At 45.4% G+C, this 15,180-nt stretch carries 15 protein-coding genes; 12 read left to right on the plus strand and 3 right to left on the minus strand.

Annotation, left to right across the window (positions count from 1 at the left end; genetic code table 11):
* Nucleotides 1–198 precede the first annotated feature (198 nt).
* Nucleotides 199–372 carry a hypothetical protein gene (locus tag VHA02S_RS26210; RefSeq protein ID WP_005428284.1) on the plus strand — a complete coding sequence of 58 codons (174 nt, stop codon included), beginning with the start codon at nt 199–201 and terminating at the stop codon, nt 370–372.
* Nucleotides 373–410: 38 nt separating this feature from the next.
* Here the strand turns inward: VHA02S_RS26210 and VHA02S_RS18985 are convergent, their stop codons facing one another.
* Both VHA02S_RS18985 and VHA02S_RS18990 read right to left on the minus strand, forming a co-directional pair.
* Nucleotides 411–2,099, minus strand: a complete 1,689-nt coding sequence (locus VHA02S_RS18985) for an amidohydrolase (protein ID WP_050567802.1) — start codon at nt 2,097–2,099, stop codon at nt 411–413.
* Between the two features lie 79 nt (nt 2,100–2,178).
* Nucleotides 2,179–2,550 carry a hypothetical protein gene (locus tag VHA02S_RS18990; RefSeq protein WP_038898282.1) on the minus strand — a complete coding sequence of 124 codons (372 nt, stop codon included), beginning with the start codon at nt 2,548–2,550 and terminating at the stop codon, nt 2,179–2,181.
* 242 nt (nt 2,551–2,792) lie between these two features.
* Here VHA02S_RS18990 and VHA02S_RS18995 point away from each other — a divergent pair, with 242 nt between their 5' ends.
* The 8 genes from VHA02S_RS18995 to VHA02S_RS19030 all read left to right on the plus strand — a co-directional run bounded on the left by VHA02S_RS18995 (nt 2,793) and on the right by VHA02S_RS19030 (nt 10,270).
* A complete protein-coding gene (locus VHA02S_RS18995; RefSeq protein ID WP_005447361.1) occupies nt 2,793–4,640 on the plus strand; it encodes a M3 family metallopeptidase in 1,848 nt (615 codons plus the stop codon).
* Between the two features lie 57 nt (nt 4,641–4,697).
* On the plus strand, nt 4,698–5,234 hold the full coding sequence (locus VHA02S_RS19000; protein WP_038898284.1) for a DUF924 family protein: 537 nt from the start codon (nt 4,698–4,700) through the stop codon (nt 5,232–5,234).
* 143 nt (nt 5,235–5,377) lie between these two features.
* Nucleotides 5,378–5,668: a putative quinol monooxygenase gene (locus VHA02S_RS19005; RefSeq protein ID WP_009695991.1), complete on the plus strand. Its 291-nt coding sequence runs from the start codon at nt 5,378–5,380 to the stop codon at nt 5,666–5,668.
* Nucleotides 5,669–5,872: 204 nt separating this feature from the next.
* On the plus strand, nt 5,873–6,583 hold the full coding sequence (locus VHA02S_RS19010; protein WP_038898285.1) for an HAD family hydrolase: 711 nt from the start codon (nt 5,873–5,875) through the stop codon (nt 6,581–6,583).
* Between the two features lie 155 nt (nt 6,584–6,738).
* On the plus strand, nt 6,739–7,056 hold the full coding sequence (locus tag VHA02S_RS19015; RefSeq protein WP_038898286.1) for a DUF4144 family protein: 318 nt from the start codon (nt 6,739–6,741) through the stop codon (nt 7,054–7,056).
* A 139-nt stretch (nt 7,057–7,195) separates the two neighbouring features.
* Nucleotides 7,196–7,924 (plus strand): class I SAM-dependent methyltransferase, encoded by a 729-nt coding sequence (locus VHA02S_RS19020; RefSeq protein WP_005447350.1) that lies wholly within the window; start codon nt 7,196–7,198, stop codon nt 7,922–7,924.
* A gap of 62 nt (nt 7,925–7,986) precedes the next feature.
* Nucleotides 7,987–9,237 carry a hypothetical protein gene (locus VHA02S_RS19025; protein ID WP_038898288.1) on the plus strand — a complete coding sequence of 417 codons (1,251 nt, stop codon included), beginning with the start codon at nt 7,987–7,989 and terminating at the stop codon, nt 9,235–9,237.
* Between the two features lie 94 nt (nt 9,238–9,331).
* Complete coding sequence (locus VHA02S_RS19030) at nt 9,332–10,270, plus strand: LysR family transcriptional regulator (protein ID WP_005447345.1); 939 nt, start codon at nt 9,332–9,334, stop codon at nt 10,268–10,270.
* 35 nt (nt 10,271–10,305) lie between these two features.
* On the opposite strand, the gene VHA02S_RS19035 is transcribed toward VHA02S_RS19030, so the two are convergent.
* A complete protein-coding gene (locus VHA02S_RS19035; RefSeq protein ID WP_029788768.1) occupies nt 10,306–10,752 on the minus strand; it encodes a hypothetical protein in 447 nt (148 codons plus the stop codon).
* Between the two features lie 363 nt (nt 10,753–11,115).
* Here VHA02S_RS19035 and VHA02S_RS19040 point away from each other — a divergent pair, with 363 nt between their 5' ends.
* The 3 genes from VHA02S_RS19040 (at nt 11,116) to VHA02S_RS19050 (ending at nt 15,177) form a co-directional block, all read left to right on the plus strand.
* Nucleotides 11,116–11,607: a VOC family protein gene (locus VHA02S_RS19040; protein WP_005428296.1), complete on the plus strand. Its 492-nt coding sequence runs from the start codon at nt 11,116–11,118 to the stop codon at nt 11,605–11,607.
* A 218-nt stretch (nt 11,608–11,825) separates the two neighbouring features.
* On the plus strand, nt 11,826–13,496 hold the full coding sequence (locus tag VHA02S_RS19045) for an ABC transporter ATP-binding protein (protein ID WP_038898289.1): 1,671 nt from the start codon (nt 11,826–11,828) through the stop codon (nt 13,494–13,496).
* Complete coding sequence (locus tag VHA02S_RS19050; protein WP_038898290.1) at nt 13,489–15,177, plus strand: ABC transporter ATP-binding protein; 1,689 nt, start codon at nt 13,489–13,491, stop codon at nt 15,175–15,177. The genes VHA02S_RS19045 and VHA02S_RS19050 overlap by 8 nt, the downstream gene beginning before the upstream one ends.
* The last annotated feature ends 3 nt before the right edge of the window (nt 15,178–15,180 follow it).

Consider the following 15,180-nt stretch of genomic DNA (forward strand, 5'->3'; position numbering starts at 1 on the left):
AAATCGGCGCCGCGTCTACAAACCAAGTCATTCTCGCTGAACCTAGCATCTTGAGGTTACTTGGGTATAACCTTAAATTATTTACGGCTATTAAGCCAAAAAGTCAGCCATCACTGCTTATACTTATAGTCGAGCCACCCAAGTTTTTGTACTTGGCGCGACTTGAACCGACAACCAAACAGTGACCGGAGGGAGACTATGGAACTGCGGAACAAGGCGGGCGACATTGCCAAAATTGCTGACAACCTCACCTTGAAAGAAATAACCGAAATGGGCTACACCGTCGATCTATGCGATGAAGCCTTTGATCCAGGCGAACATTGGAAAGCAGAAGGACAAACGCAAGGTATGGGCGAATACCCTGAAGAATAATCTATAGAACCTTTTAGCCGAGTGAATTATCGCTCGGCTTATTCATCATCAATTTGTTCATACACCACTTCCCCGCGCAGCACTGTCATGAGGACACGTGCTTGTGCTATGTCTTGTGCTTTCAATTGGGTAATATCTTGATCCAATACGGCAAAGTCTGCCGATTTCCCAACATCTATTGAGCCAATTTCCTTCTCTAAACCCAAGCTGTAAGCCGGATGAATTGTATATGCATCAATCGCAGCGGTAACGTTTGGCAAGCCAGTATCTCCCATCACCAAGCTGTTGGAGATGCCAACCAATGGGTTCAAATCATGCACATTCCAATCACTGCTTAACGTCACGTTAGCTTTAGTATTATAAAGCGCGCGCAGGTTCATTAAGGCTCTAGTTCGCTTAGCGCCTAAAAAGGCTTCTGCCCATTGATGATCGTGATACGCCACATAATCGGAACCGACTTGAAAGTCTGCCGTAACGTCCAACTTGGCAAACCTTGGTACATCTTTGCTGTTCACCAGTTCCACATGCGTCAAAGTATAATGACGCTGGTTACCTTGGCTGCGCATTTTTTCAATCGCATTGAGTGATTCGCGAATGCCGCCATCTCCGATAGCATGAATGTGCGCGCTGTAACCGAGTTTATCGAGCTTGTTTAGCCATTCTGGCATCACTTTTGGTGAGATGTAATTCAACCCATATGGTGAATCAGGCAAGTAAGTATCAAGATAAGGTGTAAGGGTTTTTGCGGTGCCATTTATAAAGATGCCATCGCTGTACATTTTGACTTGGTTTACCAGTAACAAGCGAGAGGTGTCGTCGGACTGAATGCGTTTCAAATACGTCAGTTGAGAGTCCATGCTGTCGGTCGGATAGATCCATGGTCGTAAAGAAACACGAGCGGTCAAATCGCCTCGTTTTTCGCTCTCTTTCCATACTTCATACCAACCTCGCTTCCAGTACATTCGTCCATCACCAATTGTGGTAATGCCGTAGAGCGCAGCTTCTTCTAATCCGGTCAACAAGCCTTGGTAGCTCACCGCAAACTGCGCACTCATACTGTTCCAAGCCAGCTCCATCACTAAATCACCCGCGTTATCGAGCAAGATGCCATTCAACTCGCCTGTATCCGGATCTTTGAGAATGCGACCGCCTTGCGGATCGGACGTGGTTTTATCAATGTTCGCCGCTTTCAGCGCAGCCGAGTTAACCCACATCGAGTGAGAGGTTTGCTCCATTAACACCACAGGCGTATCAGGAAACACCTCATCGATCACTTCGAGAGGTGTGCGTTGGTTTTCTTCCGACAAAGTAGCATCAAGCGTAAAACCGTAGCCCATCAACCACTCGCCATCTTGGACAAACTCTTTGCAGTCTTGCAGTTGTGGGATTTGCTCATCCAACAAAACGCCAGCTTGCAACAAGCACGTACCGCCTGCTTCGGAAGCCGCCTCAAACACATGGTTGTGGTTATCGACAAAGCCCGGTAACAAATAGGTATCGCTTAAATCCACCACTTCCGTGCCATCACCAACCCACGCTTGTGCCTTGGCTTTATCGCCAATAAAAGCAATCCGCCCGTCACGCACGGCGACAGCATCGGCTTGCGGATGACCATAAATACCAGCGTTGATGTACACCATGTCTGCCGTTTGCTCAGCAGCATTCGCCCATGCGCTAAATGCAGACAGCAACACAGCACCAAGAATCCGTCTATGAGGAGTTAACATGACACCTTCCGTTGTATTCGCTAACACATTGAGTATATGCAAACTGGTTTAGTTTGCTGTCGGTGCGGGTTAGGCGTCATTATTTCTGTGCACTTGCTTGGATTTCCTCTACAAACAGACGCACCTCTTCTAGATAGTTGCCATTCGCACAACCCCAGTCACTCACTTCGATAAATTCACGCGTTAACTGACCACTTTCATCATGAATGACGCTTTGGCGAAACAAGTTCCAACTTGCCGACTGTTTTGGATTGTTGGCATCCACATAACGCTCACCATAGCTTTCGATTAACTGGTTGTAGGCATTCTGACGCTGTTCTGCGTTTGCCGATTCACTCAGTATCACAGCGCAGTTTTTTTCGATGACCTGAACTCGGTCATTGGTTGGCAGCGTCGTTGAGCATCCTGCTAATATTAGACCCATTAGACCCATTGTTATTCTTGTTTTCATTATTGTTTTCCTTACCTTTAGCACCACTGCGAAAGACCGAATTTTATAAACTGCGCTCCACGATTTCTAATCAAAAACGGAAAAACTTTGTGACTGACGTCTGCACATGTAAAAAGTGCGGTAAATTACTGTTTACAAGCCATAAAGAAGACAAATGGATTTCACATTCCTTTCTGCTATTTAGACGTGCCATAATCAACGACGATAAAAACCTCAATAAAGCAAACATTTGAAGGATCAAAATGACTGCAACGGAATACCTAAACGACCTCAACCAACGTTACCTCGCTATCCATCGCACCAAAGAAGACTTCTTTTGGGAAACCTACATGGGCATCAGCGACGACCACGATGGTTCGACAAAAGCACAAACCGCTTGGACCAATTTCTTGAGCAACGCCGAACAAATCTCAGCCATCAAAGCGCAACTTGAATCGGCTGAAGCGATCGCTGATCCACAAGAGAAACAGCAAACGCAAATTGGTTTGCAAGGATGGTTGGCAACATTTGAATCGCACGCGATTGAAGGCGAACAAGCTCAAGCCCAAAAGAATGCTCTGATTGCATTTGAAGCCGAGTTGTTCGAGAAAAAGCAAAATCACGTCCTGACGTTTACCAATGAAAACGGTGAACAAACCGAGGGCTCTTTGCCAGTATTGTCTTCGACCATTCGCGCCAATAATCACGAAGAAGTGCGTCAATCAGCACATCAAACGCTACTCGACCTTGAGCAATGGTTGCTGCAAAACGGCTTTATTGAGCTGATCAAACTGCGTAATCAATTCGCACGTTCTTTGGGCTACGAAACCTTCTTTGACTACTCAGTGAAGAAGACGGAAAAGATGAGCTCTGAGCAACTGTTCAGCATCTTAGATGACTTTGAACTGCGCACGCGCGATGCTCACCTAAGCAGCTTGGCAAACCTTGCAGAGCAAAAAGGTCAAAGCGCACTGACTGGCTATAACTTTGTGTACTCGTTTGCCGGTGACGTCATGCGTGACTTAGACCCGTACGTACCGTTTTCAAAATCACTACGTCGCTGGGTAGAATCATTCGGTCGCCTAAATATCGAATACTCAGGCGCAGAGCTGACGCTAGACCTGCTTGATCGTAAAGGCAAATACCCGAACGGTTTCTGTCATGGCCCTATCCCATCGTTCTACAACCAAGGCGAATGGGTTGCCGCGCAGGTAAACTTCACCAGTAACGCGAAGCCAGACCAAGTGGGCAGCGGCTATGATGGCATCAATACTCTGTTCCACGAAGGGGGGCACGCTGCGCATTTCGCTAACGTCAAGATGAACGCGCCGTGTTTCTCTCAAGAGTTCGCACCAACTTCCATGGCATACGCAGAAACACAATCTATGTTCTGTGACAGCCTGCTGACCGATGCCGATTGGCTAAAACAATACGCGTTGGACGCAGAAGGTAACCCAGTACCGGATGAGATCATCCAAGCGATGATCAATAGCCGTCAGCCATTCAAAGCGTACGAAGAGCGCAGCATTTTGGTCGTGCCGTATTTTGAACGCGCACTTTACCAATTAAGCGATGAAGAACTGACGCCAGAACGCATCACAAAGCTGGCACGCGATTGCGAAAAGCAAATCCTTGGTTTGGAGTGCAGCCCACGCCCATTGATGGCGATTCCACACCTTCTGTCTGATGAAGCAGCGTGTGCCTACCACGGTTACTTGCTAGCACATATGGCGGTTTACCAGACTCGCGCTTACTTCCTCGATAAGTTTGGCTACCTGACTGACAACCCAGAGATTGGTCCACTACTGGCGAAACATTATTGGCATGCGGGTAACCACCTATCGCACAACGAGACTATCGTTAGTCTCACGGGTGAAGGCTTTAACGCTAAGTATCTGGCAGACATGTGTAACCTATCCCCAGAACAAGCATGGGAAGTTCAGCAGCAGAAGATTGCTTCGCTGCAAACTCGTGAACGTGCTCCGGTAGCGTCTTTAAATGCCAGCATCAAAGTGGTGGATGGCAGCAAAGAGCTTGCAAGCAACTCGATCTCAGACGAGCAGATGTGCGAGCAATTTGAGCACTACATCGAAGAGACTTACGGTCGATAAGCGAAACCAAGAGCTAGGGTATATACTCCTAGCTCTTTTTCTATCAGGGAAGCAACCATGTACCAAGATATCCTGAATTTCTGGTTTGAAGAACTGGAACCAAAAGACTGGTTTGTGAGTAATGCAGACGTCGATAAACAGATCGAAACGCGCTTTCTCACCACCTTAGAGCAAGCCGCTCAATCTGAATTGTTTGACTGGCGAGAGACGGCACAAGGTCGCCTCGCAGAGATCATTGTGCTCGACCAATTCTCTCGCAATGTTTACCGCAACACGCCAAAAGCGTTCGCTCAAGATGCCCTCGCACTTGCCTTGGCGCAAGAGACGATTCGTTTAGGGTTGGACCAAGAATTGACCGACGTTGAACGCAGCTTTTTGTATATGCCATTTATGCACAGTGAGTCTAAGCGGATTCATGAAGAGGCAGAAAAGCTGTTCAAAGCTCTGGGGCGAGAATCTAACTACGAATTCGAACTAAAGCATAAGGTGATCATTGATCGCTTTGGTCGCTACCCACACCGCAATGCGATTTTGGGCCGTGATAGCACCGCAGAAGAAGTGGAATTCTTACAGCAACCTGGTTCCAGTTTTTAAACACAGCTAGCACAAAATTGAAGCAGGATTATCAATTTATATTTGATAATAAATCAATCATTGTGCTGTTTATCATTTGGTGATTCGCGACTAATCTTTACCTCGTCAACACGATACATCACGATCAACAGAGGATTTCCACCATGGCTAAATTGACCATCGTCGCTAACATCATTGCCAAAGCAGACCAAGTAGAATTGGTAAAAGCTGAGCTACTGAAACTGATTGATGTCACTCGTGCCGAGGAAGGTTGCATCAACTACGACCTTCACCAAGATAACGAAAACCCAGCGCATTTCACCTTCTACGAAAACTGGGAATCACGCGAACTATGGCGCAAGCACATGGACAACGCGCACCTAGCACAATACATGAAAGCAACAGAAGGCGCGGTAGACACCTTCACTCTAAACGAGATGTCGCACATCGCTTAACGCCTTGTACTACGCAGCACGCACTAGAAAGCCAGCAACCATCACCTTGCTGGCTTTTTGTTTTTCTTTCGCTTGGTCTCTTTTCCCTCCTTTCCGAGCGATTCAAAGCAAGCTTATGAAAACATGAGCAAGATCTGGTTATCTCCCCCCTAAGACTGGCAAGATTTAAAGCTACTCACCCTCTGCTGTATCAAAAGGTTTTGCATGAAGTTAGACGCCGTATTGTGGGATTACGATGGCACCCTAGTAAATTCTGTTCCGAAAAATATCGACATCACCAAAGCGATATTGTCCGTTGTAGCGCCGCACCTGACCGGGGATAACTTACCGAAATACCTACGCAGTGAAGCGGATTATCATCATGCCAATCACGCAGCGAAAAACTGGCAAGAACTGTACGTAAACTACTATGGTATGTCCCAAGACGAAATGCTCATAGCCGGCACCATGTGGGCAGAGCACCAAGAACAAAACCAAACACCAGTGGATCTATTCAATGGTATTGCCAATGTGGTGAATGCGTTCGCGCACCTGCCACACGGAGTCTGCTCTCAGAACTCGCAATCCAACATTCGCAACGTACTTAGCGCCAACCAAATCAATGCACCGTTTAAAGCCGTCGTGGGCTACGATGATGTGTCCAATGGACATCAGAAGCCGGATCCTTTTGGTGGCATCAAATGCATTGAATCCATCTTTGGGCACACGGATAAACAGCTGCTGATGTACATTGGTGACCACGAAGCGGACACGCTTTTTGCACGCAATATCGAGCAACATTTAGGTAGCAACTGCAAAGTGATTGCCGTAGCAGCAGCGTACAGTGGCGCTCAACCGCAGCACTGGAACGCCCAGCCAGATTATGTGGCACATCAAGTAGACGACTTAATCGACATCATTGGTAATTACGCTTAGCCTCAACATGCACAACACTGAAAACCCGAAAACCATCTCGAAGACAGAAAGCCTTTTGCTCTCTTAAGGCTTTGTGTATCGTACATGCCTTGTGCTGGCTTACTCGGCTCACGCGCAACTTCAGACCATTCACACTCAATACCTAAGGTAACGCAATGATCACATGGCCTTGTTTACTTAAACTCGATGGTGACGATGAACTGGTGTATTTAGCTTCACCAAAGCAGCTAAATGCAGAATGCCAAGCGTTGATTTGGGGTCAGGATGACATAGTGATTGATACGCAAGGTCATTGCTTTGCATTGAAAACCAGTGCCAACAACACGGTGGAATTGGACCTTTTGCCACAAACATTGAATGTGCAGCAAGTGACAGAGCTGATTCAAAAGCACGAATTTAGCAAAGCACAACGTTGCATCATCAAAATCCATTTTGTGTCGGTCCAGCAAGCGATAGAAGCGTTGGCTGATTAACAATTACGCCCTTGTTTTTATGCTGAGATAAAAACATAAGCACATGAATTTCGATACTTTCTCATTTTGAGACTCATAATCACTAAAAACAGCGGAGTGATTCTTGCTACCTCAATCTTTTGGCTTTGAGGAAAATGACATGCAAGAAAAAGTTCGCCAATTGGATGCGCAGCAAACCACCTCATTTGACACGGAATACATCGATAAAGGCATGTTTGAAGTACTAACCAAACAACTCAACATGCTCTATCCTACCCAGCAGCCTTTTCACCTACTCGATGTAGGTGGCGGGAATGGAATGTATGCAGATAAGATTTTGAATCATTATCCCAATGCTCAAGTCACGCTTATCGAGCCAGAAGCGTCACTCATCGCCAAAAACCGTCCCAACCCAAACAAACATCTGGTCTGCCACCTTTTCCAAGATGCTGCGCTTGAAAGCAGTTTTGATATCATCCAGTTCAACTGGGTCTTGCATCACTTTGTTACCGACACCTATCAGTCCACCAAGCAAGTACAGCAAGAGGCTCTTCATTGTGCCTACCGGCATTTAACCCCAGGAGGGCTGATTGTCATGTTTGAAAACTTCTACGAAGGGCTTTTAGTGAACAATTTACCCAGTTCACTGATTTATCGATCTACCTCATCCAAGCTACTAGCACCGCTCACTCAACGACTAGGTGCGAACACTGCGGGCGTTGGTGTCTGCTTCCATAGTCGTACTACTTGGCACGATATGATCATTGAAGCGGGCTTTAAAACCGTCTTGCACGTTCCCTTCTATGCCTTTGGTAATTTGAGTAGTCTCAAGACCAAAGCGTTGCATTTGCGAAAACAAAATGTGGGATTATTGATTGGTAAAAAGTAGCTAATTCGCTATTAAAATTTGTTAATCTGGCACGATGAAACGTGTGAATAGTGAAGCCGCTTATGAACAAGGTCGTATTGGTATTTGGTGGATTGGGGAGCGCCAAATCGTCTGTGGTGGGTTTGTATAAGAACCTTCTGCACACCTTAAGTTCTCGCTTTGATGTCGTCGCCATTGACCCTGCAGTTCAACATCCCAAGTCCTGTGCATCGCAGTTTCAATTCCCTTACTCCGCTCGCTACGCCAGTTTCGATATGTTTTTACAGGCTCATTCACACACTGATGTTGTTGCCGCCTTCGTTCTAACACCGGTCGGCACACATCTTTCCATCATTGAACAAGTGAGTAATGCCCTCGACATTCAAAACCTGTTGTTTGTGGTTGAGAAACCGTCCTTCTCTTTAGCTGAAATCGACACAGGCTTTAACCAAGTCATTCCTAAGCTTAAACGTCGCGGAGCACTGTTTTACTTTATTGATACCGCTTTGGTTTCCCCTTCGTTGGAAGCACTCTTTGCCGATTCATCTATCGCGCTACCTGACTCTGCCCCGCGCAAGGTTATCGCGATTGCAGCCGACAACCCCATCGACAAGCATGAAGCAATCCAAGACTTCCGTTTTGAAAACCGAATTGAATTACTCAACGCGAGAAAGCTACTTAACTTAGCCACCAGCGGCGGCGGAGGTTATGGCTTTGATATGGGCATCCATGCGATTGCTGGGCTAGTTCGCTACCTGCATAAATCCGGCATAGGAGACTCGCAAGTTGAACTAAAACAGATCCGTGCCGAACGTATTAACGAATCGCAATTGGAGTACACACAAGGCGCTGAAACCCATCTCTATATCGAAGGCGAACTCACACCTCCGGAGGGCAATATTGAAGTCGTGATTGAGGCAGGAAAAGCGGGTGATATTTGGGACAGACGGTTGGAACTGCACTACACAGACCGCGTCATCGCAATTGGCTTTGGCACACTCAAGCATCCTCCTTATCTTTGGGAGAGAAGCCCCAATGGCATCAAGAGCACCACATTTGATGTTTCTGGCTCAGGTTATGCGATGCACTTTAACGACATCCTATGCGCGCTTGGTTTTGACGCAGAGCCTTTGCTCTCACAACAAGAAAGCGAAGCCTTGATGTCACAATCGATGAACTTGCTGCGCTGCGTATTTGACGCCATCGGCGATACCCATCAAGTTCGCGAACGAAACATTACCGTGGCTGATAAACACATGCCCAAATACCTATCGGAAGCAGAGCTAGAGATTAGGAAAGAGCTCAGTCAATACCTCAACAGTTTGATTCATTAAATGGGCAACGAGTCAGTATTTCTGGCTCAATTCAATTAAGTGATATAGTTTCTATTCATACCCTTCAATTTGTAAGTTGAATGATAGGAATATCATGATAAATCTATCCCACTTAATCAAAAATGATATGAACCTGCTGATTTGTCTGTACGTTTTACTGCAAGAACGCAGCGTGAGCAGAACCGCAGAAAAGCTATTCTTATCTCAATCGGCCGTCAGTAAACAACTTACTAAATTGCGCCAGGAGTTTGATGACCCCTTATTCGAGCGAGAATCCAAAGGTTTATTGCCGACCCCAAAAGCATTGGCATTGGAGAGCAAACTGCAACAAATCCTGATGCAAATTGATCAGCTTCGTGAACCAGAAGAATTTGACCCAGAACGCTCGACTCGCGTTTTTAGTATCGATCTTATCGAAACCGCTTACTCCACAATTTACCCACGTTTTCTGCCTCAGGCGTTATCCAGTGCACCGAACATCACCATCAAAAGTGCCGATTGGAGCCACAGCAGTATTACTCGATTACAAAGGCGAGAAATCGATTTTGGTGTGGGTATTTTTGAGTTTGATGATCGTTCGAAAACCCATGTCGACACCATCCCTGACACACTGAATTACGCGGAACTGATGCGCGATACTTCGGCATGTATATTGAGAAAAGGACACCCTGCATTAGAGGAAGAATGGAACCTTGATGCGTTTTTAAAGTATCGCCATATACAAGTCATCACAGGAGGTGTGTCTAGTTGGCTACTGCACGAGGTGCTCGACACAAAACGACTGCGCATTGATAACGCCGTCAACATGTCCGACATTTCCAGCGCGGTAAAACTGTGTGAAAAAAGCGACTTGGTACTGACCTACCCCTACAAAAGCATTCGCGAGTTCGAAGGTAAATCAGACATTGTGATCAAGCCGCTCCCGATAGAGATGGAGCCCGGTGGGTTCTTTCTACTTTGGAACAAGCAACTCGACAACGACCCAAGCCATAAATGGTTAAGAGAGCTAATCGTCAGTCAGTCTTATGCTTAATCTCAGAGCCTGTAACCAAAGTAGAAAATGCAAAGCTATGAGTTGATGTACTGTAGATGAACATTCAAGCGCCAAAAGTAGAGTGCTTGCAAAGCGATAACAGAGAATGTCGAAAGTAATTCAATAATAAAATAATGTTGATCGCCAAAATCAAAAGATACGATAGCCATCCCAACAAGCACAGATAAAGCGACAAACCTAAAAGACAAAGGGATAGATAAAGCGATAGAGCGAAGAATGTAGGTTTTACCATCTCTATTGTTCGTTCTATACGTGACACCTACCCCCAAAATTGACACGACTAAGATACCGATAGCCTCAGTTATCATAGCTTCATTGCTTGCATACGGTGCCAAGATCATCAAGTACGGGGTTACCGTATAAAAGATTAAGAATATTAAAGCGTATTTAATCCAATCACTGTCTGGCACTTTGTTGTCTCTTAGCTCCTCAGACAGCTTTGATGTTTTCCAAATGTACAAATCCTTATTCCTTTTATATGTGAGCTCAGATTTAAGGCTCCCCTAAAACCCTAACTACCAACGTTCAAACACAACTAGTTAATATCAATAAAAACAGATAACTAGCAGCAACTTCGGTCTGAAGTTTACCTCACAAAACCATTCACAATCGATATAAAACAATCCAAAAAGCAAAGGAATTTATAAGATAACCGTTTGATAAGATCGCGGAATACATTTGTTTATTCTTCTCCTCACCCACCAATAACAAAATATTATCATTATAAAAATTAATGATAATTTCATGTAATTAGAAATTCTCCATATACTCACCTCCATCGAAACGAAACACGAATTAAACATCACAGTTTTTGGAGCAGAATTATGAAAATGAATCACGTAGGCATTATGGTTGGCGATATGGACAAAGCAGTAGAGTTCTACACTAAAGCGCTTGGTCTTCGCATTGTAATGAACAACACAAAAGTTATCGAAGAGCGCGAATCAGCAATCGGTCGTATGTGTATCGCCGTATTCGGTGAAGGCTTCAAAGGCTTCAACATCGCTCACCTAGTGACGTCTGACGGCATCGGTGTTGAGTTGTTTGAAATGAAAGAGCGTCAAGAGCGTCACGAAGTAGACTTCTCTCGTTTAGGCATCTTCCACTTCTGTCTACAAGTAGCGAAAGAGCAGTTCCCACAAACAATCAAACGTATTGAAGAGTTTGGTGGTAAAGCTCGCATGGACATCATGCGCTACCACCCAGAAGACGACAGCAAACAAGCTCAAATGATCTACATGGAAGACCCGTTTGGTAACCTATTCGAGCTTTACTCACACACTTACGAAGAGACTTACGCGTCTGATTACGAATAATTAAACGTCTAAGAATGAAAAAGGACTGGCACTAAGCCAGTCTTTTTTTTGCAATAAAATCAGTTCATTAAGCTCAACCAATCTATATTTCTTCTTTTTTAACTCCCACGTTAATATTGCTAGCACATAAAGATTCCCGATATTCGCTTTCTATTTCCCGATATTGCTATTGTTAAAATAACGCTTAGATGAGAATACCTCCCATTAAGGAGTCATCTATGCATCTAACGGACAAGATGAGCGTCACTCAAGCACTCATCTCATTATTAAAAACGGAAAAAAAACGCATCACTTATACCGGTGTTAGCGCTGTGTTGTGTGTGTTCGCAGAACTCACCACTTGGATTTGCTTATACGCCGCATTGAGCAAGTACCTAAATACCCAAAGTCTCTATTTCTACTTAGCCCTTATGACCATTGCAGTCTGTGTGCGCTATTTTTTCTATACGATTTCGGTATGGCAGGCGCACCTTGCGGCTTATCAAATTATTCAGACCATTAGGCAGAAGCTCGTTCGTGCTCTGTCCGAAATGCCAACCGCTAAACTGATGCAATACCATCGTGGAGATATAGAAAAACGACTCAGCGACGATTGTCAGAGCCTTGAACCTCTTATTGCTCATCATACGACCGATATTATTACTGGTACTTTACTTCCGTTTGTTTTGCTTGGTTTTATGGTCAGCATCGACTGGCAACTAGGCTTAATCGCATTAAGTCCCCTCCCCCTCGCCGTGATTGCCCAAACAGTCATGATGCGTGGCTTTTCAGATAGACAAAAAAAGTACAATCAAGTCGTTGCGAATATGCACAAAGCGCAACTAGAGTTTTTGCGTAGCATCGGCGTGATGAAACTATTCGGCGTTGACGCGGACTCTTACCGCCAGTTAAGCAATAACATGACTAAGCACCACAAGCTGGTTAACGCTTATACCAATCAAATGGTTGGAGCATGGGTCACCTTTACCACCTTAGCTCAGGCGTCTTTGGTTCTTGTTATTCCATTCGCCATCGTCAAATTGACCCAAGGTTCATTAAGCCCGGTCGAGCTCGCGATGATCGTGATTCTTTGTGCCGGCATCCTTAAACCATGGTTGGATCTAACACAGATATTTGGGCAAGTGCAGCAGTCCTTTTCTTCTCTAGAGCGAATACTACCTCTGTTCTCAGCAACGTCGGATCAACATTTCAAATCCATTGCAACGCCTTATGTCGAGCTTTGTTGTGAAAACTTAGCAGTCAAACGTGACTCACTCGATATCGTCAGTGGACTGAACCTTCAGTTATCTCATGGCGAGTGCATCGTAATTCAAGGCGCATCAGGCTCAGGGAAAAGTAGTCTACTGGCAACGCTCTACGGAGAATTAGCAACATACGAAGGCGATTGGTTTATTAACCAAAAAGCCGTGTCTTCGATGTCCGATAGAGAACGAAGCCAATTTATCTCAGTTGTCGACCAACACCCTGTTTTCTTCAGCGCATCAATACGCGAAAACTTGGTCTTAGGAGATCGATTGATACACGACTCCGTGATTATCAAACTCCTCGATATGCTTGGACTTTCTGCACTTATCGAACAGCTTCCGAATGGTTTGTATTCCAGTATGGATGAAACCGAACGCAATTTTAGTGGAGGGGAACTACAGCGGTTAGCCATCGCTCGCGCCATGCTAGTACGCCCTGCCATTCTGGTTTTAGATGAAGCGACTTCTCATCTAGATAAGGTAACGGAAAATCGTGTTCTAGAAGCAATACGTCAACATGCACCGCAGCAAATCCAATTGGTCATCAGTCATGGTTCACAAGCATTAACTATCGCTAACCGAGCGTTTTCATTATCACACGGGCAGCTTAAACAAATTCATCTTGAGGAGACCGTCTGTGCGTAACATTCTCAAGCTACTCGATCATGCAGATATCAATCCAAAAACGTTTTTGGTTGGCATCGCTGGCAAAGTGTTCAGTGAGATTCTGCCATTATTTTGTTGGCTACTGATATTCGGAGCCCTTACCCAAACATGGTTACTTTCTCTTGAAGCCCTATTCGCAGTTTCACTTATCACGGTTGTCGTTCAATGGCGGTTAGGACAATCCGCCAAACAAAGCTTCTTAGGCGCTTATGACATTACTCACCACCTGAGAAAAGTGCTACTACATGACATTCGTAGCCAACCGTTTTCCAAGATCACAGGGCAAGGTCTGGGAGAGCGCATTAAGCTAATCACTCGTGATTTAAAAGCATTCGAAGACATTTTTAGTCACCTAATTGCTGACTTGATCGCAGCTTTGGTGGTTCCGTTCGCGATGCTTTGTGTACTGCTATTTTGCTCACCTTACCTAGCCTCACTTATGCTGATTGTTATGGTGATCGCGAGCTTATTGCTGTGGAAATTCGAAGATAACTTTTCCAAACAAGCACAACGCCATGTCGATAAAAACGCTTCTTGCACCAACAAACTGCTCGAATACATAGCTTGTTTACCAACGCTAAAACGCTTTGGTCGCAGTGAAGTATTAGCGACTCCACTTAATCAAGAATTAGTAGACTTGCGCAAAACAGGGTTAGGGGTTGAATGGGCTGGTGGAATTGGCGTCATTTTAGCAAGCTTGTTACTTGAGCTTTCTATTCCGATGGTTGCGGCGCTCGGTGCTTACTTAATGAGCCTGGGCAACCTTACGCTCGGGGAGTGGTTAGTTTCAATCATTGCTGCCGTCGCTTGTATCCGACCATTTGTACGCATGACTATTTTCTCTACGTTACTCAGATACATGGCTAAATCTGCCGATCGTCTATATGCCCTAAGCCAAGAACCGCAGCAACCTGTGCATGGTGTTCAAGCACATCACCACGACATCGAATTCAAAGCGGTTGAGTTAACTCTGGATGGCAACACCATTCTTAAAGACATCAATTTGCAGGTTCCATATGGGCAACATATCGCGCTCATCGGTACCAGTGGAGCGGGAAAAACCACCTTGCTAGATTTACTTGCTGCATTCCACATCCCCACTCATGGAGCGGTAAGAATTGGTGGTTGCACGGTAGAAGCAACAGGGACAATGCACTGGTACCAGCACATCTCCTACGTTACCCAAAATGTGCAATTGTTCGCTGGGACGCTAAAAGAAAACTTGCTCATCGCCAAAAAAGACGCGAGCACCGAAGAGTTAGAAACTGCAATCACTACCGCAGGACTTGATGAGCTGATCGCTCGCTTGCCACAAGGACTAAACACCGAAATAAACGAGAATGGCAAGGATTTATCGGGTGGAGAACGTCAACGCTTGTCCCTCGCAAGAGCGTTGTTTCATGATGCGCCCATTGTGCTGCTTGATGAGTTTACATCCGCACTCGACCAACCCAAACAACGGGAAATACTGCATAGCATTACCGAGTGTTTTGCCTCTAAAACCATGATCACAGTAGCGCATCGTTTGGACACCATTGCTGATGCAGATTGCATCTATTTGATGAACCACGGTCGCATTGAGGGTTTTGGCTCGCACGACCAATTAATCGCAACCTCTTCCCACTACCAGTCTCTGTGGGAAGCTCAACATAACAATTAAAAA

Source organism: Vibrio harveyi NBRC 15634 = ATCC 14126 = KCTC 12724 (genome assembly GCF_001591145.1).
Classification (GTDB): domain Bacteria; phylum Pseudomonadota; class Gammaproteobacteria; order Enterobacterales; family Vibrionaceae; genus Vibrio; species Vibrio harveyi.

Bases quoted from the DNA above. Each gene is read 5' to 3' on its own strand.
- VHA02S_RS26210 (WP_005428284.1), top strand. From the start codon at position 199: ATGGAACTGCGGAACAAGGCGGGCGACATTGCCAAAATTGCTGACAAC.
- VHA02S_RS18985 (WP_050567802.1), bottom strand. From the start codon at position 2,099: ATGTTAACTCCTCATAGACGGATTCTTGGTGCTGTGTTGCTGTCTGCA.
- VHA02S_RS18990 (WP_038898282.1), bottom strand. From the start codon at position 2,550: ATGAAAACAAGAATAACAATGGGTCTAATGGGTCTAATATTAGCAGGA.
- VHA02S_RS18995 (WP_005447361.1), top strand. From the start codon at position 2,793: ATGACTGCAACGGAATACCTAAACGACCTCAACCAACGTTACCTCGCT.
- VHA02S_RS19000 (WP_038898284.1), top strand. From the start codon at position 4,698: ATGTACCAAGATATCCTGAATTTCTGGTTTGAAGAACTGGAACCAAAA.
- VHA02S_RS19005 (WP_009695991.1), top strand. From the start codon at position 5,378: ATGGCTAAATTGACCATCGTCGCTAACATCATTGCCAAAGCAGACCAA.
- VHA02S_RS19010 (WP_038898285.1), top strand. From the start codon at position 5,873: ATGAAGTTAGACGCCGTATTGTGGGATTACGATGGCACCCTAGTAAAT.
- VHA02S_RS19015 (WP_038898286.1), top strand. From the start codon at position 6,739: ATGATCACATGGCCTTGTTTACTTAAACTCGATGGTGACGATGAACTG.
- VHA02S_RS19020 (WP_005447350.1), top strand. From the start codon at position 7,196: ATGCAAGAAAAAGTTCGCCAATTGGATGCGCAGCAAACCACCTCATTT.
- VHA02S_RS19025 (WP_038898288.1), top strand. From the start codon at position 7,987: ATGAACAAGGTCGTATTGGTATTTGGTGGATTGGGGAGCGCCAAATCG.
- VHA02S_RS19030 (WP_005447345.1), top strand. From the start codon at position 9,332: ATGATAAATCTATCCCACTTAATCAAAAATGATATGAACCTGCTGATT.
- VHA02S_RS19040 (WP_005428296.1), top strand. From the start codon at position 11,116: ATGAAAATGAATCACGTAGGCATTATGGTTGGCGATATGGACAAAGCA.
- VHA02S_RS19045 (WP_038898289.1), top strand. From the start codon at position 11,826: ATGCATCTAACGGACAAGATGAGCGTCACTCAAGCACTCATCTCATTA.